The organism is Burkholderia sp. EMB26, from assembly GCF_024730645.1.
GTDB lineage: Bacteria > Pseudomonadota > Gammaproteobacteria > Burkholderiales > Burkholderiaceae > Burkholderia > Burkholderia cenocepacia.
The window spans coordinates 375,086-399,113 of the sequence record NZ_CP078071.1 but is presented as its reverse complement, the minus strand read 5'-3'; the positions used below and the strand labels follow the sequence as shown (position 1 = coordinate 399,113).

23 protein-coding genes are annotated in these 24,028 nt (G+C 69.5%); 11 read left to right on the top strand and 12 right to left on the bottom strand.

The features are described from left to right. The 5 genes from KU887_RS18460 (at nt 1) to KU887_RS18440 (ending at nt 5,094) form a co-directional block, all read left to right on the top strand. Nucleotides 1-1,098, top strand: coding sequence for an ABC transporter permease (locus KU887_RS18460; protein ID WP_212247124.1), 1,098 nt, complete (start codon nt 1-3; stop codon nt 1,096-1,098). Then, nucleotides 1,092-1,913: an ABC transporter ATP-binding protein gene (locus KU887_RS18455; RefSeq protein ID WP_006488658.1), complete on the top strand. Its 822-nt coding sequence runs from the start codon at nt 1,092-1,094 to the stop codon at nt 1,911-1,913. Before KU887_RS18460 ends, KU887_RS18455 begins: the two co-directional genes overlap by 7 nt. A gap of 50 nt (nt 1,914-1,963) precedes the next feature. Next, nucleotides 1,964-3,145, top strand: coding sequence for a cytochrome c (locus KU887_RS18450; protein ID WP_258257036.1), 1,182 nt, complete (start codon nt 1,964-1,966; stop codon nt 3,143-3,145). A gap of 33 nt (nt 3,146-3,178) precedes the next feature. Continuing rightward, nucleotides 3,179-4,132 carry an ABC transporter substrate-binding protein gene (locus KU887_RS18445; RefSeq protein WP_006484257.1) on the top strand — a complete coding sequence of 318 codons (954 nt, stop codon included), beginning with the start codon at nt 3,179-3,181 and terminating at the stop codon, nt 4,130-4,132. Nucleotides 4,133-4,227: 95 nt separating this feature from the next. Next, complete coding sequence (locus KU887_RS18440) at nt 4,228-5,094, top strand: MOSC domain-containing protein (RefSeq protein WP_006484261.1); 867 nt, start codon at nt 4,228-4,230, stop codon at nt 5,092-5,094. Nucleotides 5,095-5,118: 24 nt separating this feature from the next. Here the strand turns inward: KU887_RS18440 and KU887_RS18435 are convergent, their stop codons facing one another. The 3 genes from KU887_RS18435 to KU887_RS18425 all read right to left on the bottom strand — a co-directional run bounded on the left by KU887_RS18435 (nt 5,119) and on the right by KU887_RS18425 (nt 8,662). Further along, complete coding sequence (locus KU887_RS18435) at nt 5,119-6,540, bottom strand: sensor histidine kinase (protein ID WP_205672173.1); 1,422 nt, start codon at nt 6,538-6,540, stop codon at nt 5,119-5,121. A gap of 79 nt (nt 6,541-6,619) precedes the next feature. Further along, nucleotides 6,620-7,300 (bottom strand): response regulator, encoded by a 681-nt coding sequence (locus KU887_RS18430; protein ID WP_006484260.1) that lies wholly within the window; start codon nt 7,298-7,300, stop codon nt 6,620-6,622. 126 nt (nt 7,301-7,426) lie between these two features. Beyond that, a complete protein-coding gene (locus KU887_RS18425) occupies nt 7,427-8,662 on the bottom strand; it encodes a multidrug effflux MFS transporter (protein WP_258257034.1) in 1,236 nt (411 codons plus the stop codon). Between the two features lie 101 nt (nt 8,663-8,763). Between KU887_RS18425 and KU887_RS18420 the strand changes: the two genes are divergently transcribed. The 5 genes from KU887_RS18420 (at nt 8,764) to KU887_RS18400 (ending at nt 15,726) form a co-directional block, all read left to right on the top strand. After that, the gene (locus tag KU887_RS18420) at nt 8,764-10,242 is read left to right on the top strand and encodes a PLP-dependent aminotransferase family protein (protein WP_258257033.1); all 1,479 of its coding nucleotides are present in this window, start codon (nt 8,764-8,766) and stop codon (nt 10,240-10,242) included. Between the two features lie 196 nt (nt 10,243-10,438). Further along, nucleotides 10,439-11,539, top strand: a complete 1,101-nt coding sequence (locus tag KU887_RS18415) for an ABC transporter substrate-binding protein (RefSeq protein ID WP_006490712.1) — start codon at nt 10,439-10,441, stop codon at nt 11,537-11,539. A 108-nt stretch (nt 11,540-11,647) separates the two neighbouring features. Further along, complete coding sequence (locus tag KU887_RS18410; protein ID WP_006490713.1) at nt 11,648-13,420, top strand: iron ABC transporter permease; 1,773 nt, start codon at nt 11,648-11,650, stop codon at nt 13,418-13,420. Next, nucleotides 13,413-14,480: an ABC transporter ATP-binding protein gene (locus KU887_RS18405; RefSeq protein WP_006494964.1), complete on the top strand. Its 1,068-nt coding sequence runs from the start codon at nt 13,413-13,415 to the stop codon at nt 14,478-14,480. Before KU887_RS18410 ends, KU887_RS18405 begins: the two co-directional genes overlap by 8 nt. A gap of 154 nt (nt 14,481-14,634) precedes the next feature. Further along, nucleotides 14,635-15,726 carry a porin gene (locus KU887_RS18400; RefSeq protein WP_034202414.1) on the top strand — a complete coding sequence of 364 codons (1,092 nt, stop codon included), beginning with the start codon at nt 14,635-14,637 and terminating at the stop codon, nt 15,724-15,726. Between the two features lie 144 nt (nt 15,727-15,870). Here the strand turns inward: KU887_RS18400 and KU887_RS18395 are convergent, their stop codons facing one another. Both KU887_RS18395 and KU887_RS18390 read right to left on the bottom strand, forming a co-directional pair. Continuing rightward, nucleotides 15,871-16,833 carry a zinc-binding alcohol dehydrogenase family protein gene (locus tag KU887_RS18395; protein ID WP_258257032.1) on the bottom strand — a complete coding sequence of 321 codons (963 nt, stop codon included), beginning with the start codon at nt 16,831-16,833 and terminating at the stop codon, nt 15,871-15,873. A 30-nt stretch (nt 16,834-16,863) separates the two neighbouring features. Beyond that, complete coding sequence (locus KU887_RS18390; protein ID WP_006490702.1) at nt 16,864-17,115, bottom strand: hypothetical protein; 252 nt, start codon at nt 17,113-17,115, stop codon at nt 16,864-16,866. A 95-nt stretch (nt 17,116-17,210) separates the two neighbouring features. Here KU887_RS18390 and KU887_RS18385 point away from each other — a divergent pair, with 95 nt between their 5' ends. Next, nucleotides 17,211-18,002, top strand: a complete 792-nt coding sequence (locus tag KU887_RS18385) for a helix-turn-helix domain-containing protein (RefSeq protein WP_006490701.1) — start codon at nt 17,211-17,213, stop codon at nt 18,000-18,002. 78 nt (nt 18,003-18,080) lie between these two features. Here the strand turns inward: KU887_RS18385 and hpaI are convergent, their stop codons facing one another. From hpaI to KU887_RS18350, 7 genes are read right to left on the bottom strand one after another with little or no spacing between them, the layout of a single operon-like run. Further along, nucleotides 18,081-18,887, bottom strand: a complete 807-nt coding sequence (gene hpaI, locus KU887_RS18380; protein WP_258257030.1) for a 4-hydroxy-2-oxoheptanedioate aldolase — start codon at nt 18,885-18,887, stop codon at nt 18,081-18,083. A 12-nt stretch (nt 18,888-18,899) separates the two neighbouring features. Continuing rightward, a complete protein-coding gene (gene hpaH, locus KU887_RS18375) occupies nt 18,900-19,703 on the bottom strand; it encodes a 2-oxo-hept-4-ene-1,7-dioate hydratase (protein WP_006490710.1) in 804 nt (267 codons plus the stop codon). Between the two features lie 20 nt (nt 19,704-19,723). Further along, nucleotides 19,724-20,116 carry a 5-carboxymethyl-2-hydroxymuconate Delta-isomerase gene (locus tag KU887_RS18370; RefSeq protein WP_006494969.1) on the bottom strand — a complete coding sequence of 131 codons (393 nt, stop codon included), beginning with the start codon at nt 20,114-20,116 and terminating at the stop codon, nt 19,724-19,726. 44 nt (nt 20,117-20,160) lie between these two features. Beyond that, nucleotides 20,161-21,009 carry a 3,4-dihydroxyphenylacetate 2,3-dioxygenase gene (gene hpaD / locus KU887_RS18365; RefSeq protein WP_006494970.1) on the bottom strand — a complete coding sequence of 283 codons (849 nt, stop codon included), beginning with the start codon at nt 21,007-21,009 and terminating at the stop codon, nt 20,161-20,163. Nucleotides 21,010-21,055: 46 nt separating this feature from the next. Further along, nucleotides 21,056-22,519 carry a 5-carboxymethyl-2-hydroxymuconate semialdehyde dehydrogenase gene (gene hpaE, locus KU887_RS18360; RefSeq protein WP_006490715.1) on the bottom strand — a complete coding sequence of 488 codons (1,464 nt, stop codon included), beginning with the start codon at nt 22,517-22,519 and terminating at the stop codon, nt 21,056-21,058. Between the two features lie 26 nt (nt 22,520-22,545). Beyond that, nucleotides 22,546-23,310 carry a fumarylacetoacetate hydrolase family protein gene (locus tag KU887_RS18355; RefSeq protein ID WP_124632818.1) on the bottom strand — a complete coding sequence of 255 codons (765 nt, stop codon included), beginning with the start codon at nt 23,308-23,310 and terminating at the stop codon, nt 22,546-22,548. Continuing rightward, nucleotides 23,307-23,996 carry a fumarylacetoacetate hydrolase family protein gene (locus KU887_RS18350; RefSeq protein ID WP_258257022.1) on the bottom strand — a complete coding sequence of 230 codons (690 nt, stop codon included), beginning with the start codon at nt 23,994-23,996 and terminating at the stop codon, nt 23,307-23,309. Before KU887_RS18350 ends, KU887_RS18355 begins: the two co-directional genes overlap by 4 nt. Nucleotides 23,997-24,028: the final 32 nt, after the last annotated feature.

Below are 24,028 nucleotides of genomic sequence, written 5' to 3'. Positions count from 1 at the left end.
ATGTCGACGATCGAACACGCTTCCGCAGCACACACCGCATCGGCTCCGGCCGGCGCCGCCGCCAACGCTACAGCCTCCGCGCGTCCGGCCTGCACGACGTGCGACGCCACGCTGGCCGCGCAAGCGCGGCGCGAGCGTATCTGGCCGACCGGGATCGCCGCCGCAGTCGCGTGGGCCGCGCTCGGCGCGCTCACGCAACTGTGGCCGAACCGGATCGTCGGCTTCAGCGACTGGGCGTACACCGACACGTTCGGCACGGCCGCGTGGACGATCGCCGCGCTGCTGCTCGTCGCCGCGACGCTCGGCCATCTCGTTGCGGCGACCCGCACGCGGCTCGCACGCGTGCGTCCGGCCGGCCCGTGGCTCGTCGCGCTGCCGCTCGTGCTCGCCGCGTGGGAAATCGTCACCGCGAAAACCGGCTGGCTGCCGACGCCGTTCTTCGCGCCGCCGCAGGCGCTGATCGAAGTCTACGTCGACGACTGGCCGCGCCTCGCCGGCAGCGCCGCCAACACGCTGAAGCTGCTCGCGCTCGGCTTCGCGTACGGCGTCACGGTCGGCTTCGCGGTGGGCGTGTCGATCGGCTGGTCGCGCCGGATCGGCTACTGGGTGCATCCGGTGCTGCGCGTGCTCGGGCCGGTGCCGGCCACCGCGCTGCTGCCGCTCACGTTCTACTTCTTCCCGTCGAGCTATTCGGCCGCCGCGTTCCTGATCGCGCTGGCGACGGGCTTCCCGGTTGCCGTCCTGACGTGGTCGGGCGTCGCGAGCGTGAACAAGCAGTACTACGACGTCGCGCGCACGCTCGGCGCGAACGCGCGCTTCCTCGTGCTGCGCGTCGCGATTCCGGCCGCGCTCCCACACGTGTTCGTCGGCATTTTCATGGGGCTCAGCGCATCGTTCACGGTGCTGGTCGTCGCCGAGATGATGGGCGTCAAGTCGGGGCTCGGCTGGTATTTGAGCTGGGCGCAGGGCTGGGCGTCGTACGTGAACATGTATGCGGCGCTGATCGTGATGGCGCTGCTGTTTTCCGGGCTGATCGCGCTGCTGTTCGCGCTGCGCGACCGTGTGCTCGCGTGGCAGAAAGGAACCGTCAAATGGTAAGCGCCGCCGTACTCGAACCGTCCGCGGCCATTGCCGCGGCGCCCGCCGTCACGCCGCCGCGCGGCGCGCGCATCGACATCCGCCGCGTCAGCCACGCGTTCGACGGCCCCGGCGGCGCGCTGCCGGTGCTCGACGACGTGTCGCTGTCGGTCGCGGCCGGCGAATTCGTCGCACTGCTCGGCCCGAGCGGCTGCGGGAAATCGACGCTGCTGCGCCTCGTCGCGGGGCTCGACGCCGCGCGGCAAGGCACCATCGCGCAGGACGGCGTGCCGATCGAGCGCCCCGATCCGTCGCGCATCGTCGTGTTCCAGGACCCGACGCTGTACCCGTGGCGGCGCGTGCGCGCGAACGTCGCGCTCGGCCTCGAAGCGCGCGGGGTGGCGCGCACCGCGCAGCATCGCGTCGACGATGCGCTCGCGCGCGTCGGGCTGCAGGAGTTCGCGAACGTGTTTCCGCATCAGTTGTCCGGCGGGATGGCGCAGCGCGTCGCACTCGCCCGCGCGCTCGTCAACGATCCGCGCCTGCTGATCCTCGACGAGCCGCTCGGCAAGCTCGATTCGCTGACGCGGCTCACGATGCAGGCCGAGCTGACCGCGCTGTGGCAGCGCGACGGGTTCTCCGCGCTGCTCGTCACGCACGACGTGGAAGAAGCGCTGTTCCTCGCGCAGCGCGTGATCGTGTTCGGGCCGCGGCCGGCCCGGATCGTCGCCGAACTGCGCGTCGACCTGCCCTACCCGCGCCATCGCGGCGACCCGCGCCTCGCCGCCTTGCGCCACGACGCGCTGCGGCATCTCGGGCTCGATGCGAGCTGGTAGATGCCGGATGCCGTTCGACGTTTGATTGCCGTCCGGCGGAGACGCGCGCGATGAATGCGCCGCCGTTCGCCGACTGGGCCATCGCGTTCCTGCAACTGCTGTATCGCGCGCAAATCGCGCTGGCGCATGGGCTCCACGCGATCGGCCTGACCGGCGACGCCGATGGCCAGGCCGCGTGGCCGTGGGCGCATCGCATCGCGCTCGAAACGCTGCGCATCGACGCGGGGCTCACGCGGCAGCTCGCGCTCGCCTGCGGCGTGACGGCGCTGGCCGTCGTGCTCGCGTGCACCGCGCTCGCTTCGCGCAAGTGGCGTATCGCATCGGCCATCGCCGCACTGGCCGTCGCATGGTTCGCGCCGTGGCCGCCCGCTTCGCTGTGGCTCGCGCCGGCCGTGCCGACGAGCTTCCAGCGCGATCCCGCGCCGTTTTCCGTAGCGAACGTGATGCGCGGCGCGCACCTGTATACGCAACATTGCGCGGCCTGCCACGGCGCGGACGGACGCGGCGAAGGGCCGCTCGCCGCCACGCTCGCGCACTGGCCGCCGACCTTCGCCGGCACGCTGCTCGCGCGTCGCCTCGACGGCGAACTGTTCTGGCGCGTGCGCCACGGCACGCAGGACGAGCACGGCGCGTCGACGATGCCCGGCTTCGCGGCGACACTCGGCCCGCAGGACACCTGGGCCGTGCTCGACTACCTGAAAGCGCTGGCCGCCGGCAGCGGCGCGCAGGCGCAAGGCGCGTGGCCGGTGCCGGTCCCGCTGCCGGCCCTCGACGTGCGGTGCGGCGACGCCGCGCCTCAAGCGCTCGAGCGCTGGCGCGAAGGCCAGCGCGTGCGCGTCGTCGCGCTCGAGACGGGCGCCACGCCACCGCCGGAAGATGCGCGCTGGCAGACCTTGCTGGTCACCGAAAACGGGGGGGCGGTGCCGCCGTCGACCGGCTCGCGCGCGAACTGCGTCGCGACGACCGCCGATGCGTGGCGCGCGTTCGCGACGATTGCCGGCGTCGCACCCGAGGCACTCGCCGGCACGCAACTGCTTGCGGATCGACGCGGCTGGCTGCGCGCGCGGGCGTTGCCGGGCAGCGCCGGCTGGTCGGACGCCGACCTGCTGTGCCGCTCGGATGCGGTGGCCCGGCCGGCCGCGCGCGCCACCAGCGGCGACGCACTGACCGCGCTGCTGCTGCGCGTCGACAACGAACCCGTGCGCGACGTACAGGCCGGGCTCCCGCATTGAACCCACGAATCCTTCCTTCAACCGAACTTCACGATGAATCCGACCCGACGCCACTTCCTCGCGCAGGCGAGCGCCCTTGCCACGATCGCCGCCGCCCCGACTGCGCTGCGCGCGCAATCCGGTACACGGCCGCTGCTGCGCGCCGGCGACCAGAAAGGCGGGCTGCGCGCGCTGCTCGAAGCGGCCGGCGAACTGAACGGCCTCGCGTACGACATCGCGTGGACCGAATTTCCGGCCGCCGCGCCGCTCGCGGAAGCGCTGAACGCGGCCGCGGTCGACTGCGGGCCGATCGGCGACGCGCCGGTGATCTTCGCGCTCGCATCGGGCGCCCGCATCAAGGTGATCGGCGCGAACCGTTCCGATCCGTACGGCACGGCCGTGCTCGTGCAACCCGACGCCGCGCTGAAAGGCGCGGCCGACCTGAAGGGCAAGCGCATCGGCACCACGCGCGGCTCGATCGGCCATTTCGTCACGCTGAAGGCGCTCGATGCGGCCGGCCTGCCGCCCGATGCCGTGTCGTTCCGCTTCCTGCCGCCGGCCGACACGATGCTGGCGCTCGCCACCGGTTCGATCGACGCGTGGGCGACCTGGGAGCCCTACACCGCGCTCGCCGAAACGAGCGGCCGCGCGCGCGTGCTGGTCAACGGCCGCGGACTGTGGTCGGGCCTCAGCTATCTCGCGGCAACCGACGCGGCGATCGCCTCGAAGCGCGACGTGCTGCACGATTTCCTGCGACGCGTCGTGCGCGCGCAGGCCTGGTCGTACCGGCACGCCGACGCGTATTCGGCGGCGCTCGCGCGCATCATCGGCATTCCGCCGGCCGCCGCGAAGCTGCAATTCGAGCGCCGCGGCACGCGCTGGCTGCCGATCGACGCGACGGTGATCGCCGAACAGCAGCGCACGGCCGACTTCTACCTGAAGGCCGGGTTGCTGCGCCAGCCGCTCGACGTGCGCACGACCTTCGACACCGGCTTCCCGCTCGGCTGACGGATGCGTGGCGGTAGGCGGTACGCAGCCGCCCAAACGGCTTCGGCCCGATCTGGCACAATCGCGATTCGATCATCCCGCCGTCAGCCAGCGTCATGCCAGCCATCACCGAACTCTTCGTCTACCCGATCAAATCCTGCGCCGGCATCGCGCTCACGCGCGCGCAACTGCTTGAAACGGGCCTCGCCTACGACCGCCACTGGCTGATCACCGATCCGCGCGGGCAGATGCTCACGCAGCGCACGCATCCGCGTCTCGCGCTGATCCGTCCGACACTCGACAGCGATGCGCTCGTGCTGAACGCACCGGGCATGCCGGCATTGCGCACGCCGCTCGACGGCGACGCGACGCCCGCCACGCCGAAGATGGCAGCGACCGTGTGGCGCGACACCGTCGACGCGATCGACACGGGCGCCGAAACGGCCGCGTGGCTCACCGAATTCCTCGGCGTGCCGACGAAGCTCGCGCGCTTCGGCCCCGATGCACGCCGCGGCTGCAATCGCAAATGGACCGGCGAGATCGATACGCATACGCAGTTCGCGGATGGCTATCCGCTTTTGGTGATCGGCCAGTCGTCGCTCGACGACCTGAACGCGCGGCTTGCCGCGAAAGGCGCGCCGGCGATCCCGATGAACCGCTTCCGGCCGAACATCGTCGTGTCGGATCTCGACGCGTACGAAGAGGATTTCGTCGAGCATCTCGACACGCAAGGCGACACGCCGGTGCGACTGCGACTCGTGAAGCTGTGCACGCGCTGCCCGATGCCGACGATCGACCAGGCGACCGGCGCGCCCGATCCCGCATGGCCGCACGAGCCGACCGACACGATGCAGACCTATCGCGCGAACCCGAACTACGACGGTGCGCTGACGTTCGGCATCAATGCGATCGTCGTCGAAGGTGCGGGTGCGTGGCTCGAAGTCGGGCAGCCGGTCGAAGCGGAGATCGGCTTCGGCGATTGAGCCGGATAGCACCATCCGTTCCCTTCACGCGGCGCGCGGCATCGCATCACTCACCGCCGCCGGCAGCCGGATCGTCACGATCAGCCCGCCGCCGGCCGCATCGGCCAGCGTCACGCTGCCCTGATGCACACGCGCGATTTCCCGCACGATCGACAACCCGAGCCCCGTTCCTTCGACCGTCTGCGTCTTGCTGCCGCGATGGAAGCGCTCGAACACCGCGTCGCGTTCGTCGGCCGGAATGCCCGGCCCGTTGTCGATCACGTCGAGCCGCGCGTCCGCGCCGTCGCGCGAGACGCGCACCGTGACCACCGCACGGTCGCCCGCATAACGGATCGCGTTGTCGATCAGGTTGCCGACCATCTCACCGAGCAAGTCGGACTGCCCGAGCACGTCGATGTCGGCCTCGTGCTCGAAGCCGAGATCGATGTCGCGTGCGCGCGCGACGGGCGACCAGTCGAGCGTCACGCTGCGCGCAAGCCGGTGCAGCGCGACCGGCTTGTGCGCGACCGCATGGCCGCTGTCCGAATCGAGCCGCGACAGCGACAGCAATTGCTGGACGATCTTCGCGGCCTGCCGCACCGCGCCGTTCGCGCGCCGCAGGTGCACGTTCGCGCGCGGCTGCTCGTCGGGCCGCAACGCGAGCTCGACGCCCGCCTGCACGGCCGCGAGCGGCGTCTTCAGCTGATGGGCCGCATCGGCGAAGAAACGCCGCCGCGCCACCTGCATCCGCTGCGTGCGGCCGATGTACTGGTTGATCGAATCGACGAGCGGCGCGAGCTCGCTCGGCATCGCGCCGGTGTCGAGCGGCGTCGTGTCGTCCTCGCTGCGCGCGGCGACGGTGGCCGACAGCCGGTTCAGCGGCCGCAGCCCGCGGCCGACGCCGAGCCACACGATCCCGAGCGCCAGCACGACGAGCAGCCCTTCCTGCAGCAGCGACCCGATCAGGATCTCGCGCGCGAGCGCCTGGCGCGCCTCGATCGTCTCGCCGACCATCACCCAGACGATGCGCGACTGCGCGGTCGGCACGTCGTGCACCGGAATGCGCAGCGCGGCCATCCGCAATTGCTCGCCGCGATACACGACGTCGTAGTAGCGCGTGACGAACGGCGCGCCGTCGCCCGCGTCGCGCCCCTGCGGCAGCGGCAGGTCCGGATAGCCGGTGATCGTGTGGCCGTTGTCCTCGCGGATCAGGTAGTAGATCTTGCCGCCGTCGCTCGATTCGAGCATTTCGAGCGCGAGATACGGCAGGTCGACCTCGACCTCGCCGTCGTTGAGCCGCACGCCTTCGCGGATCGACTTCAGCGACGACGACAGCGTGCGGTCGAACGCGACGTGCGCGGCGCTCATCGCACGCTGGTACGTGAGCCACGAGTCGAGCGCGAGCAGGCCGAGCAGCGGCAGCAGCAGCCACAGCGCGACCTGCGCGCGCAGGTTCGGGCGGGTCATCATGCCTGCCGCCGCGCCGCCCCGAGGAACGCATGCGCTCCCTCGGGAGGCAGCGAATGACCGTGAGCGCGGGGGCCGCTCATTCAGCCGTCTCCGCCTTCGCTTCGAGCAGATAGCCCAGGCCGCGCAGCGTGACGATCGCGACGCCCGTGTTCTCCAGCTTCTTGCGCAACCGGTACACGTAGATCTCGATCGCGTCCGCGTTGACCGATTCGTCGAGCCCGAAGATCTTCTCCGACAGCGTGTCCTTGTTGATCGCGCGACCGTTACGCAGGATCAGCACCTCGAGCACCGAGCGCTCGCGCGGCGTGAGCGACAGCGGCTCGCCCGCGAGATGGAAGCTGCGGTCGATACTGTCGTACGAAAGCGGCCCGCATTCGACGCGCGAATGCTCGTGACCGAGGCTGCGCCGGATCAGCGCGCGGGCGCGCGCCTCCAGTTCGGTCAGCTCGAACGGCTTCGCGAGGTAGTCGTCGGCGCCGAGATCGAGCCCCTTCACGCGGTCCTCGACCGACCCGTGCGCGGTGAGGATCAGCACCGGCACCGGATTGCGGCGCGCACGCAATCGCCGCAGCACCTCCAGCCCGTCGAGCTTCGGCAACCCGAGATCGAGGATCACCAGCGCGTAGTCCTGCGTGCGCAGCACGTGGTCCGCCGCCTCGCCGTCGGCCATGTGATCGACCGCGAAACGCGCGGCGCTCAGCGCGTCGTTCAGCGACTGGGCCAGGTTCGGGTTGTCTTCGACGAGCAGCACACGCATGGGGGTTCCGGTAAGGTCAGCGAACAGCCCGCTACATTACATGATCCTTTCCGTCTCCACGCCTCGCGGAAACACGGGTTGCGCGGGTGTCGCGAACCCGCCGCGCGCGATGCCGGCCACCGCGCCTCAGCGTTCGGCCGCCGCACGGTTGCGCGCCGCGATGCGCGCCTCGCCGGCCACGCCGCGCTCGCGAAAACCGGCCACCACCGCGACGAACGCGATGCTCGCGCCGGCCGTGACGACGATCATCGGGTGCGCGGTACCGTCCGACAGCCACGCCAGCACGCCGCCGCACGCGGCCGTGATCGCCATCTGGATAAAGAAGAACAGCCCCGACGCGGTGCCGGCGATCTGCGTGTACGGCTGCATCACCGCGAACTGGCAGGCCGGAATCGCGATCCCGACCGCGATCATCACGACGAACATCGGCACGACGAGCGCCGTCACCGACGTCGGGGCGATCGCGCCGCCGACCCACAGCGCGGCGGTGCCGGCCAGATTGACGACCGCCGCCGCCGCGATGACCGAATCGGCGGACCAGCGCGCGCTGGTCCGCGCGAACGCATTCGAGCCGATCAGGTAGCCGAGCACGGTCACGCCGAAGATCGCCGCATAGACGGGCCCGGACACGCCGATGTGCCGCTGGAACAGCGTCGACGATTCCGCGATGAACGGATAGTAGGTGCAGTAGGCAAAGCTGATCGCGAACGAATAGCGCAGGAAACGCCGGTCGCGCAGCAGGCCGGCGTAGGTCCGCAGCAGCCCGGCGCCGGCGGGCGGCCGCGCGTCGCGTTCACGGGTTTCAGGCAGGTAGCGCAGCACCATCGCGGTCGCGACCAGCCCGCCCGCCGCCAGCCAGCCGAACACGCCGCGCCAGCCGAGCCACTCGGCAATCGCGCTGCCGGCCAGCGGCGCGACCACCGGCGACAGCGCCATGCCGGCCGAAATATGGCCGAGCATCGTGGCCTGCGTCGCGGCCGGAAAGCGCTCGCGCACGATCACGCGGCCGATCACCGTGCCGCTGCAGCCGCCCAGCGCCTGGCCCACGCGCGCGGCGATCAGCGTCGGGACGCTGGTCGACCATCCGCACGCGACGCTCGCGACGACGTACAGGCACAGGCCGCCGAGCAGCACCGGGCGTCGGCCGTAGCGGTCGGACAGCGGCCCCGACACCAGCATCGACAGCGCATAGCCGACCATGTAGAGGGTCAGCGTGAGTTGCAACTGCGCGTCGGTGCCGTGCAGCGCATCCGCCATCGCGGGCAGCGACGGCAGGTACGCATCGATCGTGACGCGCGGCAGGCACACCACGAGCATCAACAGGAACAGCCAGCCCCGGCGGGGTAATGAACGCGTCTTCATGCGGTAAGTCCGTGTGGGTCGGATGAGTGGAGTCGACTGCAATCTAAGGCGAAAGTGATATAAGCTGAAGGACCATTAAATCGGCCATTGACTGGACCACTATGCCGCGAGGCAAAGCCGCGATTCCGCTGGACCTGCCGCGCCCTGCCGGGCTGTCGGGCGGCAGCCCGCAGTCGAAGCAGGAATGCATCGCCGACACGATTCGCGACGCGATCCTGAAACGCCTGCTGCCGGGCGACAGCCCGCTGCCGTCGAGCCGGACGCTGGCCGCGCGCTGGGATGTCGCGCGCGGCACCGTCGAAGCGGCGTACGACATCCTGTGCGCCGAGGGTTACATCGCCCGCACGCAAGGGTCCGGCACGCGCGTGTGCGCGGTCGTGCCGGACAGCTATCTGCGCGCGACGGCTCAGTCGCGCGGCGGCGCCCCGCGCCCCATCCCGGCTTCGCCGGCGCCGGCCGCCCCGGCCGAGCCCGAGCACGGCGTGCGCCCCGGCGTCCCGTTCGTCGCGCGGCTCGCCGATCCCGGCCTGCTGCCGATGCAGCAATGGAAGAAGGCGCTCGGCGCCAGCCTGCTCGCCGCGACGGCGGACGATCTCGGCGCGACGCCGGCGCAAGGCGTCGAGGGCCTGCGCGCGGGAATCGCCGCGTACCTGCGGGAATACCGCGGCATCCCGTGCCGGGCCGCCGACATCGTCATCACGACCGGGATCCGCCACGCGATCGACCTCGTCGCACGCACGCTGCTCGCGCCCGGCTCGACGGTGCTGATGGAAGACCCCGGCTATGCGTCGGCGTGGCAGATCTTCACGTTCGCGGGCGCGACCGTGATCGACGTGCCGGTCGACCGGGAAGGGATCGATACCGCATCGCTGGAGCGCCATCCCGATGCGCGCGCCGCGTACGTGACACCCGCCCATCAGGCGCCGCTCGGCGTCACGATGTCGGTCTCGCGCCGGCTCGAACTGCTCGACTGGGCGCAGCGCCACCGCACGTGGATCATCGAGGACGACTACGACGGCGAATTCAGCTACCAGACCGCCCCGCTGCCCGCGCTGAAATCGCTCGACGCGTGCGACCGCGTGATCTACTGCGGGTCGTTCAACAAGACGCTGTTTTCCGGGCTGCGGATCGGCTTCATGGTGGTGCCTGCGGCACTGCGGCCGGCGCTGTCCGCCGTCTGGCACGCGACCGCGCGCTCGGTCGGCGTCGCGCCCCAGCTGGCGCTGGCCCGCTTCATCGGCCACGGCGATTTCGCGAAGCACCTGCGCGCCGCCCGCCACGCGTACCGCCAGCGGCGCGACATCGTGCTCGACCAGTTGGCCAAACATGCCGGCGGCCGGTACACGGTGACCGGCGAGCACGCGGGCTTTCATTTCGTGCTGTGGCTGCCGCCCGGCCTCGACGACGCGGGCTGGGTCGCGCAAGCCCGCGCGGCCGGCATCGAGCTGCAGCCGATCCGCGGCTTCTGTCGAAGCGCCCGGTGCGAAGCGGGCGTCGTCGTCGGCTATGCCGCGCTGACGGCCGCGCACGCGCGGCATGGCGGCCGCGTCCTCGGCCAGTTGCTGGCCGCCTCCGCATAGCGCGCGACCACGCGCCGCGTCCTCCCCCTTCACGCCCCGCCGCACGCCGCGCAACCCGCGGCGGCGGCCGCGTCGACCTCGGGAAATCCATGACGCGGACGGCGCGATTGCGCACCGGAATGAAAGCAGGCTGAAAGTGCCCCGCAATTAACATCCGCGTCACTCGAACAAAACCCACGCATCACTGGAGGAAGACATGCCGTTTGCACCGAAGCAACTCGCCGCCGCGCTCGCGGTCGTTCTGGGCACGGCCGCCGGCAGCGCCGTCGCGCAGGTTCCGGCCGGCTACCCGGGGAACTACCAGGGCGTGATCGACGCCGCGAAGAAGGAAGGCAAGCTGATCGTCTACTCGACCACCGACACGGGCCTCGTGCGTCCGCTGATCAAGGACTTCGAAAGCCTGTACGGCGTGAAAGTCGAGTACAACGACATGAACAGCACCGAGCTGTACAACCGCTACATCAGCGAGAACGCGGCGAGCAGCACCAGCGCCGACGTGCTGTGGAGCTCGGCGATGGACCTGCAGGTCAAGCTCGTCAACGACGGCCTGATGGCGTCCTACGATTCGCCCGAAAGCCCGAACGTGCCGCAGTGGGCGCAGTACCAGAAGCAGGCGTACGGCACGACGTTCGAACCGCTGGCGATCGTCTACAACAAGCGCCTGATCCCCGAGAACGAGGTGCCGAAGACCCGCGCCGACCTGATCAAGCTGCTCACCACGCAGGCCGACAAGTTCAAGGGCAAGGTCACGACCTACGACATCGAGAAATCGGGCGTCGGCTTCAACTACCTGACGCAGGACGCGCACGTGAACGAGAAGGTCACGTGGGAACTCGTGAAGGCGATCGGCGCGACCGGCCCGAAGCTGCAGTCGAGCACGGGCGCGATGATGGAGCGCATCTCGTCGGGCGAGAACCTGATCGGCTACAACATCATCGGGTCGTATGCGTACGCGAAGGCGAAGAAGGACAAGTCGATCGGCTACGTGTTTCCGAAGGACTACACGCAGGTCGTGAGCCGCCTCGCCACGGTATCGAAGAAGGCGAAGAACCCGAACGCCGCGAAGCTGTGGGTCGACTACCTGCTGTCGAAACGCGGCCAGACGCTGATCGCGAACCAGGCGAACCTGTACGCGATCCGCACGGACGTGAGCGGCGAAACGTCGGCCGCGAGCCTCACGAAGGAGCTCGGCGATTCGCTGAAGCCGATCCAGATCGGCACCGGTCTGCTCGTCTATCTCGACCAGTCGAAGCGCCTCGCGTTCCTGAAGCAATGGCAGCAGGCGATCAAGCGCTGATGCGCTGAGCCGCTGACCTCGGGCCGCCCGCCGCACGTCGCGCGGACGGCCCCTTCCCCTTACCGACTTCCTTGAGGCGGCCATCCGGATGGCCGCAGGGGCGAACTCATGCTTTCAACCAGCACCCGCGGCACGGCACCGGCCGTTCCGCCCGCCACCGGCCCGCGCGACGCGATTCCCGCGCTGCCGGTCAGCAGCCTGCAGCCGCTCGCCGGCATGCTGCGCTGGATCGTCGTCGCGGTCCTGACCGTCGCGGTCGCGCTGCCGCTCGGCTTCATCCTGTTCCAGAGCCTGCTGTCCGCGCCGTTCTTCGACGCGAACAAGACGCTCGGCATCGAAGGCTTCCGCTTCATCTTCAGCGATCCCGACTTCTGGTCGGCCGTGAAGAACTCGTTCATCATCGCCGGCGGGATGCTGTTCATCTCGATCCCGCTCGGCGGCATCCTCGCGTTCCTGATGGTGCGCACCGACCTGCCCGGCCGCCGCTGGCTCGAACCGCTGCTGCTCACGCCGGTGTTCGTGTCGCCGATGGTGCTCGCGTTCGGCTACGTGGTCGCGGCCGGCCCAGTCGGCTTCTATTCGGTGTGGTTCAAGGAACTGTTCGGGGTGCAGAACGTGCCCTGGAACGTGTATTCGATCTTCGCGATCACGGTGATCGTCGGCCTCACGCACGTGCCGCACGTGTACCTGTATTCGTCGGCCGCGCTGCGCAACCTCGGCTCGGACGTCGAGGAAGCCGCCCGCGTGACGGGCGCCCGCCCGTTCCGCGTCGCGCTCGACGTGAGCCTGCCGATGACGATGCCCGCGCTGCTGTTCGCCGGCGTGCTGGTGTTCTTCCTCGGCTTCGAGGTGTTCGGGCTGCCGCTCGTGCTCGGCGATCCGGAAGGCCACCTCGTGCTCGCGACCTACCTGTACAAGCTGACCAACAAGCTCGGCGTGCCGTCGTATCACCTGATGGCCGCGGTCGCGGTGTGCATCGTCGCGATCACGTTCCCGCTCGTGCTGCTGCAGCGCCGCCTGCTGAAGACCGCGAACCGCTTCGTCACCGTGAAGGGCAAGGCCGGCCGCGCGACGGTGCTGCCGCTCGGCGTGTGGCGCTGGGTCGCGCTCGCGATCGTCGCGCTGTGGCTGATGCTGACCGTGATCGTGCCGATCTCGGGCATCGTGCTGCGCGCGTTCGTGACCAACTGGGGCGAAGGCGTGCCGCTCGCCGACGTGCTGACGCTGTCGAACTTCATCGAACTGTTCGAGCAGGACAACCTGGTGCGCGCGATCGTCAACACGCTCGGCATCGGCGTGATCGGCGGCGCGCTCGCGATCGGCTTCTACTCGCTCGTCGCGTTCGCCGGCCACCGCCGCCCCGACTGGGCGACCAAGCTGCTCGACTACCTCGTGCTGCTGCCGCGCGCGGTGCCCGGCCTGCTCGCCGGTCTCGCGTTCCTGTGGATCTTCCTGTTCGTGCCCGGCCTGCGCGAGCTGAAGAACTCGATGTGGAGCATCTGGATCGCGTACACGGTCGTGTGGCTCGCGTACGGGATGCGGCTCATCCAGAGCGCGCTGCTGCAGGTCGGCCCCGAGCTCGAGGAAGCCGGCCGCAGCGTCGGCGCGACCCGCAGCCGCGTATCGCTCGACGTGACGCTGCCGCTCGTGCGCTTCGGCCTGCTCGCCGCGTGGCTCCTGATCTTCATGATCTTCGAGCGCGAATACTCGACGGCCGTCTACCTGCTGTCGCCCGGCACCGAAGTGATCGGCGCGCTGCTCGTGTCGCTGTGGGCGACCGGCGCCGTCGACCAGGTCGCCGCGCTCTCTGTCATCAACATCGCGATGGTCGGCGCCGGTCTCGGCGTGGCCCTGCGCTTCGGAGTGAAACTTCATGGATAAGCTCATCGTCGACGACCTGCATCTCAGCTACGGCGCCAACCCGATCCTCAAGGGCGTGTCGTTCGAACTGAAGGCCGGCGAAGTCGTGTGCCTGCTCGGCGCGTCGGGCAGCGGCAAGACCACGCTGCTGCGTGCGGTGGCCGGCCTCGAACAGCCGTCCGACGGCCGCATCCAGCTCGACGACCGCGTGTTCTTCGACGGCGCACAGCGCATCGACCTGCCGGTCGAACAGCGCTCGCTCGGCCTCGTGTTCCAGTCGTACGCGCTATGGCCGCACCGCACCGTCGCCGACAACGTCGGCTACGGGCTCAAGCTGCGCCGCGTCGCACCGGCCGAACAGAAGCGCCGCGTGCAGACCGCGCTCGACCAGCTCGGCCTCGGCCATCTCGCGGAACGCTTTCCGCATCAACTGTCGGGCGGCCAGCAGCAGCGTGTCGCGATCGCCCGCGCGCTCGTCTACAACCCGCCCGTGATCCTGCTCGACGAGCCGCTGTCGAACCTCGACGCGAAGCTGCGCGAGGAAGCGCGTGCGTGGCTGCGCGAGCTGATCGTGTCGCTCGGGCTGTCGGCCCTTTGCGTGACGCACGACCAGACCGAAGCGATGGCGATGTCCGACCGCATCCTGCTGTTGCGCAACGGCCGCATCGAGCAGGAAGGCACGCCGGCCGAGCTGTACGGCGCGCCGCGCTCGCTGTACACCGCCGAATTCATGGGCAGCAACAACCGGATCGACGCACGCGTCGCCGCGATCGACGGCGAATGCGTGACGCTCGCCGGCGACGGCTGGCAACTGCAGGCGCTTGCCCGTGACACGCTGGCACCCGGCCAGGACGCCCAGGCCGTGATCCGCCTCGAACGCGTGCAGGTCGCCGACGGCCCGGGCGCGAACCGGCTGCAGGCCGACCTCGTCACGTCGATGTATCTCGGCGACCGCTGGGAGTACCTGTTCCATTGCGGCGAGATGCGCCTGCGTGCGTTCGGCCATGTGCCGCGCGCGGCCGGCAAGCACTGGATCGAATTCCCGACCAACGACTGCTGGGCGTTCGCGAAAGCGGGCTGACCCGGGCGCGGCGGCTCGCCTGCCGCCGCGCATGTCGCGCGCCTCGCGCCACGCAACAGCCTTCCGTCCGGCGGACGCTTCCCGGCGTCCGCCGCGGGCGGTCGCGCGCCGTATCCGTTTCACCCAACCCACAAGAACCAAGGAGACACCGCCAATGAAGTCATGCGCACACCGTTCCCTTCGCGCCGCCGTCCTGACCGGGTCGGCCGCCGTGGCCGGCCTCGCGGCAGGCGCCGCGCACGCGCAGTCGTCGGTCACGATGTACGGGATCATGGACGCCGGCATCGAATTCACGAACCATGCGGCGCCGCAAGGCGGCAATTCGGTCAAGCTCAAGTCGGGCAACAAGAACACGTCGCGCTGGGGCCTGCGCGGCGTCGAGGATCTCGGCGGCGGGCTGAAGGCCGTGTTCCGCCTCGAAAGCGGGATCGACCTCGCGAACGGCGCGTCCGACGACGGCCCGGACTCGATCTTCGCGCGCCGCGCGACGGTCGGCCTGAAAGGCAAATGGGGCGAACTGTCGCTCGGCCGCAACTTCACCGTCACTTACGACTACATGCTGCCGTTCGACCCGATGGGTTACGCGCAGAACTACTCGTGGGCGACCTCGTCGATGGCGACCGGCGGCCGCAAGGACGGCCTGTTCACGCGCTCGTCGAACGCGGTGCGCTACGACGGCGAATTCAGCGGCTTCAAGTTCGGCGCGCTGTACGGTTTCGGCAACGTGCCGGGCAGCATGAAGACCAGCTCGAAGTACGATTTCGCGGTCGGCTACGAGACGGGGCCGTTCGCCGCCGTCGTCACGTTCGACCGGCAAAACGGCGCGGCCGACAGTGTCACGCCGGCCGATACCGTCAACTACATCCAGAGCATCCACGCGGGCCTGAGCTACGACTTCGGCAACCTGAAAACGATGGCCGGCTATCGCAACTATCGGCGCACGTTCCACACCACGGCCGCGAACCAGCTGAGCGACATGTACTGGCTCGGCGGGTCGTACCAGTTCACGCCGACGTTCTCGCTGATCGCGGCCGTCTATCACCAGAACATCAAGGGCGGCACGGACGCCGACCCGACGCTGGTGTCGGTGCGCGCGAACTACGCGCTGTCGAAGCGGACGGTGCTGTATGCGGCCGGCGCGTTCGCGATCGCGAAACACGACCAGAAGGTCGGCGTGTCGCGCGATTTCGCCGGGTATGGCACCACGCAGGTCGGGGTCACGGCGGGGATTCAGCAGCGGTTTTGAAGCTGACGCGACGAGCGGCAGCGGGTGATCGGCCGCCCCGCCTGCTTTCACGTTACGCGCGGCGGCATGACGGCGAATGGCCCGATGCCGCCGCGCAACCCGGCGCTCACGCCACATCCGGCCCGCCACGTGGCGATCCGCCGCTCACCCGCCACGCATCGTGAACACCGGGCGCACGACGCTGCTCGAATCGCCCCAGTGTTCGCCAACGGCCGACAGCGGCACCGTGCGCGTGTCGATCGCGAGTCCTGCCTCCCCGGCCGCTTCGAACACGCCGCGCACCGACGCCAGCAGGCGCGGCAACGGCACGCTGCCCAAGCCGCTGCCCATCAGCTCGATCGCGGTCGCGCGCAGCACGGCGCCCGGTAACAGCACGTCCGCGCCGCTGATCGAGCCGATCTCCACGAAACGCAGCCGCCGGCCGCCGGGCGTCGCCTTCGCGGCGACAACCAGCAGCGTCTGCGCGCTGGCGCCCCACAGATAATCGAGCACGACGTCCACGCCCGCGCGGAAATGCGGTTCGAGCGCCCGCGCCAGATGCACGTCGTCCTGCTGCAGCGACACCACCGCGTCCGCGCCGGCACTCAGCAACGCCTGCAACGCGGCCGCGTTGCGGCCCGTCGCGATCACCTTCGCCGCGCCGAGATGCTTCGCGATCCGCACCGCAAGCCGCCCCGACGTGCCCGTTGCGCCATTGACGAGCACCGTCTCGCCCGCGACGAACCTCGCGCGTTCGGTCAGCGCCGCCCACGACGACATCCCCGGAATCGCGATCGCCGCGGCCGTGACATCGTCGAGCGCGTCCGGCAGCGGCACGCACTGCGTATCCGGCGCGATCGTGCGTTCGGCCATCGCACCGAACGGCGCGGGCGCACCGAAGAAGTAGACGCGCCGGCCATCATCGAGACGCCCCACGCCGTCGACACCCACAACGAACGGATAAGCGCCAACGGAGGAATAGTGCGTACCCGCCGCACGCCCCTGCGCGATGCGGCTCAGCGCGGACGCCGTCACGTCGATCACGCTGTGGCCCGGCATCGCGCCCGGCGGTTCGAACTCCGTATAAACCGGACGCTGTCCGGCGCCTTCGACGACTGCTGCTTTCATGGTGATTCCTTCGATTCTGGAGAGTGGGCCTTACCGGGCATCGAGCCATGCGCGCAGCGCGGGGTCGCGTACTTCCAGCACGTCGAACAGGCCGAGCGCACGCAGCGCGGGCAACGCATCGATCGCGTCGGCCTCCGCACGCGCCCGCTCGGCCGGGGCAGCGTTCGGGTCGATCAATACACGCGCGTTGACCAGAAACGCGCCGACGGTCCCCTTGCGGATCGTCGTTCCGCCGGCATCGATCCGGTCGGCATGGTCGGGAAGCATCTGTTCGGCTCGCATCGCGTCGTACTCCGGTTGTCATCGATGGACGCAGTGTAGGCGTGCGAATCCGGCCGATCTCCGGTATAACAGCCATTCGATACCGATATCCGGCCATGTCCGATCCACTCCTGCCCGCCCGCTTCGTCACGTCCGACGACGGCCCGTTCGTGGTCGCCGCCGTCCTGTCGCAACGCGACCCGCGCATCACCGCGCCGCATTCGCATGCGCGCGGCCAGCTCGTCGGCGCGCTGAGCGGGCTCGTGACGATCGGCCTCGACGACCAGGAGTGGGTCGTGCCGGCGATTCATGCAATCTGGATTCCGCCGCATTGCCGGCATTCGTTGCGTTCGTTCGGGCCGATTGCCGGCTGGTCGGCGTTCGTCGCCGAAGCCCGCTGCGCGGCGCTGCCGGCGACGCCGCGCGCGATCCGCACGACGCCGCTGCTGCGCGAAGCCGTGCAGCGCGCGGCGAGCTGGGGCGATTCCGATCTGAATGCCGCGCAGACGCGGATCGCCGACGTGATCCTCGATGAAATCGCGGCGTCGGAAGCCGAGGCGCTGGGGCTGGTCCGGCCGCGGGACCCGCGGCTCGTGAAGATCACCGATGCGCTGGCCGCGGATCTCGCGAACGACCGGCGGCTGGAGGAATGGGCCGAATGGGCCGGCATCGGCGCGCGGACGATGAGCCGCCGCTTCGTCGCCGAGACGGGGCTGACGTTCGCGCAGTGGCGTCAGCAGGCCAGGCTGCTGCGGGCGCTGGAGCGCATTGCCGACGGCGTGCCGGTGACGACGATCGCGCTCGATCTCGGGTACGACAACGTGAGCGCGTTCATCGACATGTTCCGGCGCGCGCTGGGGACGACGCCGGGAAGGTACCTGGAGGCGGGACGGCAAGCACCGGGATAAGTACGGCCGCCATGCGCGGGCATGACGCCGAGCGACGAACGGCCGGCAGTCGGCACGGGAAAACCGCCCGCCGCTGCGTCAATACGTGCCGTCGCCCTGCTTCGCGGCGCCGCCACCACTCCCCTTGAACTGCGCGGCGAGCCGCTCCGCGCTCCGTGCCAGCAGCGTCGTATCGACGCCGACCGCGACGAACGACGCGCCCGCTTCCAGATAGCGCCGCGCGGCTGCTTCATCCGCGCTCAGGATGCCCGGCGCCTTGCCGGCCGCGTTGATCGCGCGGATCGCGCCGTCGATCGCGGTCTGCACGTCCGGGTGCCCCGGATGGCCGAGATGGCCGAGATCGGCCGCAAGATCAGCCGGCCCGATGAACACGCCATCGACGCCGTCGACCCGCGCGATCGCATCGATCGCCCCCAGCCCCGCGCGCGTCTCGACCTGCACGAGCACGGCCATCTCGTCGTTCGCGCGATGCAGGTACTCGCCGACGCGATTCCACCGCGATGCGCGCGCCAGCGCACTGCCGACACCGCGAATCCCGTGCGGCGGGTAACGGGTCGCCGCCACCGCCGCGCGCGCCTCGTCCGCGCTCTGCACCATCGGCACGAGCAGCGTCTGCGCGCCGAGATCGAGCACCTGCTTGACGATCACCGGATCGTTCCACGGCACGCGCACGACCGGATGCGACGGATACGGCGCGATCGCCTGCAGTTGCGCGAGGATCGTCGGCACCGTGTTCGGCGCATGTTCGCCGTCGATCAGCAGCCAGTCGAAACCGGCGCCCGCGACCACTTCGGCGCTGTACGGATTCGCGAGACCGAGCCACAAACCGATCTGCGCGTCGCCGCGCGCGAGCGCGGCCTTGAAGACATTCGACGGAATCTGCATCGTTCGCTCACCTCACTCGAAATAGCACTGGATCGTCCCGAGCGGGCCGTAGTCGACGCTGAACGTATCGCCCGAGCGCGCCGCGCACGGCCGCGTAAACGACCCGCCGAGCACGATCTGCCCCGGCTCCAGCGCGACGTCGAAGCGCGACAGCCGGTTCGCGAGCCACGCGACGCCGTTCGCCGGATGGTTCAGCACGCCGGCTGCCACGCCGGTTTCCTCGACCACGCCGTTGCGCGACATGATCGCCGCGACCCAGCGCAAATCGACGTCCTGCGGGCGCACCGGCCGGCCGCCGATCACGACGCCCGCGTTCGCCGCGTTGTCGGCGATCGTGTCGAACACCTTGCGCGGCCGCTGGGTGTCGGGGTCGATCGACTGGCTGCGCGCGTCGATGATCTCGAGCGCGGGCACCACGTAGTCGACCGCGTCGTACACGTCGAAGATCGTGCAGTTCGGGCCGGTGAGCCGCTTGCCGAGCACGAACGCGAGCTCGACCTCGACGCGCGGCACGATGAAGCGGCCGGTCGGGATCGTGCCGCCGTCCGCGAAGAACATGTCGTCGAGCAGCGCACCGTAGTCGGGCTCGTCGATCTGCGACGAACTCTGCATCGCCTTCGACGTGAGGCCGATCTTGTGTCCCTTCAGCGTGCGGCCTTCCGCGAGCTTGAGGGTTACCCACGCGCGCTGGATCGCATAGGCGTCGTCGATCGTGATGTCGGGATGGTCGAGCGAAATCTGGCGGATCTGCGTGCGTGCGCGCTCGGCGTCGTGCAGACGGTGCGCGAGCTGGTCGATGAGGGCGGGTTCGAGCATGGTCGGATCGGGAATGGGGTTCAGCCGGCCCGCTTGTAGCGGGCGTGAATGTTGTTGTGCTTGTACGAGCCGCTTTCGCTGAACTCGGTCAGTTCCATCGACAGCGCGAGATAGCGTTTCGCGTACAGCTCGGCGAAATGGGCCTTGATCGCGTCGAACAGCGCGTCGCACGCGGCTTTTTTCTGCGCATCGGTGCGGCCCGAGCCGATCTTCAGCGTCACGTGGACGAACGCGTCGTCCTCCGTGCCGTCGGCGACGCAGTAGTCGTGCAGCTCGATCGCGCGCGACCGGATGCCGCCGGTCGGGAACACGCCGCCCTGCGCGATCAGCGTCGCGTTGATCGTGCGCAGCAGCGCGGGAATGCGAGCGTCGTCGCGGATGTTCGCGGTGTATTCGACGACGATGTGTGGCATGGCAACTCTCCGGTCGGATTCGAGGGCGTGGCGGGCGGCAACGCTCAGGGCAGCGGGAAGATCGCGTTGATCTGCCCGGTGCCCGAGCTCGCGAAATAGTCGGTGACGATCTCGACGGGCCGGTCGTAACGATCCCAGCCGAGCAGCCCGAGCAGCATCGCGGTGTCGTGCATGCCGCCTTCGCCGTGGCAATGCGTGTTGTACTCGGGCAGCATCGCGCAGAAGGTCTTGAAATCGCCCTGCTTCCACAGCTCGACCACGCGCAGGTCGACCTGCCGGAAGAATTCGCGACTGATCTGATGGATCGATTCCTCGGGGCTGCCGTTGTCGTTGAAGCGGTGCGACAGCGAGCCGCTCGCGAGGAACGCGACGTTCGAATCGCTCTTCTCGATCGCTTCGAGCAGCGCCTCGCCGAAGCGCCGGCTTTCGTCGAGCGTGTGCCACATGCACCAGCCGGCGATCGACACGACCTTGAAATGCTGGTCGCCGTTCATGTAGCGCATCGGCACGAGCGTGCCGTATTCGAGTTCGAGGCTGTCGATCTCGTGTGCGCGCGTCGCGACGCCGCGCTCGGTGGCCGTTTCCGCGATCAGCCGGCCGAGCGCCGGGTTGCCCGGATACGCGTACTGCATGTCGCGGATGAAATGCGGCAGCTCGTTGCTCGTATAGGTGCCCGCGAACCGCGCATTGCAGTTCACGTGATAGCCCGCGTTGACGAGCCAGTGCACGTCCGACACGACGATCGTGTCGACGCCGAGCGCGCGGCAACGCTCGCCGATCAGCTGGTGGCCGCGGATCGCCGCTTCACGGCAGCCGTGATGCTTGCCGGGCAATTCCGACAGGTACATCGACGGCACGTGCGTGATTTTCGCGGCGAGGGACAGTTTGCCCATCGTTCAAGTCTCCCTATCGTTCTTGCGACAACACGGCCGGCGTCCGTCACACGCCCCAGCGCGGGACGTGATGCGAACCCATCGAAATGCACACGTTCTTGATCTCGGCGAACACCTCGAAACTGTACTCGCCGCCCTCGCGCCCGGTACCCGATTCCTTCACGCCGCCGAACGGCTGGCGCAGGTCGCGCACGTTCTGGCTGTTGACGAACACCATCCCGGCCTCGATGCCGCGCGCGAGGCGATGCACCTTGCCGACGTCCTGCGTCCAGATGTACGACGCGAGGCCGTACGCCGTGTCGTTCGCAAGCCGCAGCCCGTCGTCTTCGTCGTCGAACGGGATGATGCACGCGACCGGCCCGAAGATCTCCTCCTGCGCGATGCGCATCCGGTTGTCGACGTCGGCGAACACGGTCGGCCGCACGAAGTTGCCGTTGCGCAGATGGTCGGGCAGCCCGGCCGGCTTGTCCGCGCCGCCGGCGACCACGCGCGCGCCTTCCTGCTCGCCGATGCGGATGTAGCCCGTCACCTTTTCCCAGTGCTGGCGCGTGATCATCGCGCCGAGATTCGTGCCCGGATCGGCCGGATCGCCGACCACCAGGTTGTTCGCGCGGCGCGCGAATTCCTGCACGAAGCGGTCGTAGATCGTGCGTTGCACGAAGATCCGCGAGCCGGCGGTGCAGCGTTCGCCGTTGATCGAGAAGATCGTGAACAGCGACGCGTCGAGCGCGCGATCGAAATCGGCGTCGTCGAAAATGAGCACCGGCGACTTGCCGCCGAGCTCCATCGAATACTTCTTGAGGCCCGCGCGTTCCATGATCCGCTTGCCGGTGACCGTGCCGCCGGTAAACGACACCGCGCGCACGTCCGGATGCCGCACGAGCGCATCGCCGGCCGTCGCGCCGTAACCCTGCACGACGTTCAGCACGCCGGGCGGGATGCCGGCTTCGAGCGCGAGCCGGCCGAGCTGGTCGGCCGTCAGCGGCGACAGCTCCGACATCTTCAGCACGGCCGTGTTGCCGAGCGCGAGACACGGCGCCGTCTTCCACGTGGCCGTCATGAACGGCACGTTCCACGGCGACACCAGCGCACATACGCCGACCGGCTGGTACAGCGTGTAGTTGAGCATCTGGTCGTCGACCGGATAGGTGCGGCCGTTCATCTGCACGCACACTTCCGCGAAGAAGTTGAAGTTCTCGGACGCGCGCGGAATCAGCTGCTTGCTCGTCTGCGCGATCGGCAGGCCGGTGTCCTGCGTCTCCAGCGCGGCGAGCATCGGCACGTTCTTCTCGATCAGCTCGCCGAGCTTGCGCATCAGCTTTGCGCGCTCCTTGGCCGGCGTGTTCGCCCATTTCGGGAACGCTTCCTTCGCGGCGCGCACGGCCGCGTCGACCTCGGTCTCGCCGCCCGACGCGACGTCGGTGATGACTTCACCCGTCGCCGGGTTCAGCGTCGTGAAGGTTTCGCGGCTCTCCACTTCGCGGCCGCCGATCCAGTGCTTGATGGTCATGTGCTCTCCTTCCTTGGGCGACGGCCTCAGCCGGCGCGATAGTAGTCCGCTTCGCCGACGATCGTGTTCACGAGCCGGCCGATCCCTTCGATTTCGGTCACGACTTCGTCGCCCGGCTGCGTGTCCGCCAGCCCCTCGGGCGTGCCGGTCAGGATCAGGTCGCCCGGCGAAAGCGTCATGAAGCTGCTGATGTGCTCGATCAGCGCCGGCACGTCGAACACCATGTCGCGCGTGCTGCCGCGCTGCGTCTCCCGGCCGTTCACCGTCGTGCGCAGCATCAGGTCGCCCGCGTCGCCGATCTCGTTGCGGCTGACGAACCACGGCCCGAGCGGCGTGCAGGTGTCGCGGTTCTTCACGCGCAGGTTCGGGCGGTAGTAGTTTTCGAGATAGTCGCGGATCGCGTAGTCGTTCGCGACCGTATAGCCGGCCACGTAGTCGATCGCCTGCGCGCGGTTCACGCGGCGCGCCGGGCGGCCGATCACGACGGCCAGCTCGCACTCGTAGTGCATGTGCGTGGCGTCCGCCGGGCGCACGGTGAGCGACCGGTGGCCGACGAACGTGTTCGGCCCCTTCAGGAAAATCAGCGGCTCGGTCGGTGCGTTGAACGCGAGTTCCTTCGCGTGGTCGGCGTAGTTCAGGCCGAGCGCGAAGGTCGTGCGCGGCGCGACGGGCGGCAACCACGCCACCGCGTCCTCGGCCACCACCCGCCCCGTATCCAGGCGGATCGCGCCGTCGCCGGCCGGTTCGGCCGCATGCAGTGCGCCGTTGTAGATCACGCGCGCCGTCTTCATCGTGCTCCCTCCGCCATCAGCGTATGCCGCAACGTGCCGATGCCGGCCGCGGCGATCTCGATCGTGCTGCCCGCGCGGGCATGCGGTGCACCGCCCGCGACGCCGAGCAACAGCACGTCGCCCGCGTCGAACGACATGAACGCCGTCACGTCGGCGATCAGCGCGCGCACCGGGCGAATCAGCGTCCCGGTCGACGCGGACGCGGCCACCTCGCCGTCGATCCGCACCGTCAGGCCGATCGCGTCGACGTCGGCGAGCGCGGCGGCCGGCACGATCGCCGGGCCGAGCGGGCAGAAACCGTCACGGCACTTGAAGCGCACGGCCGGCCGGTAGTAGTCGGGATGCGGCACCGACACGTCGCTCGCGAGCGTGAAGCCGTGCACGTAGTCGAGTGCCTGCGCGGCCGCCACGCGCGTCGCGCGCCGGGCGAACACGACGGCCACCGACGCGCCGATCTCCAGCGCGTCGACGCCGGCCGGCACGACGACGGCGGCGCCGTCGGCCGCATGCGTGTTGACGGATTTGATGTACAGGATCGGCGCCTGCGGCGGGCGGCCGTAAGGCGGCGCATTCACGGCGTCGCCGAGCGCGTCGAGCGCCGCGCGCTCGTTGAGCAGCGCCCCGTAGACGGTACCGATGGCGACCGGCAACGGCGGCGCCGCGGCGGTCGTGCAAGACAGCTCCATGCGTCATTCCCCTGCCGCGCGTCGCGGCGCAT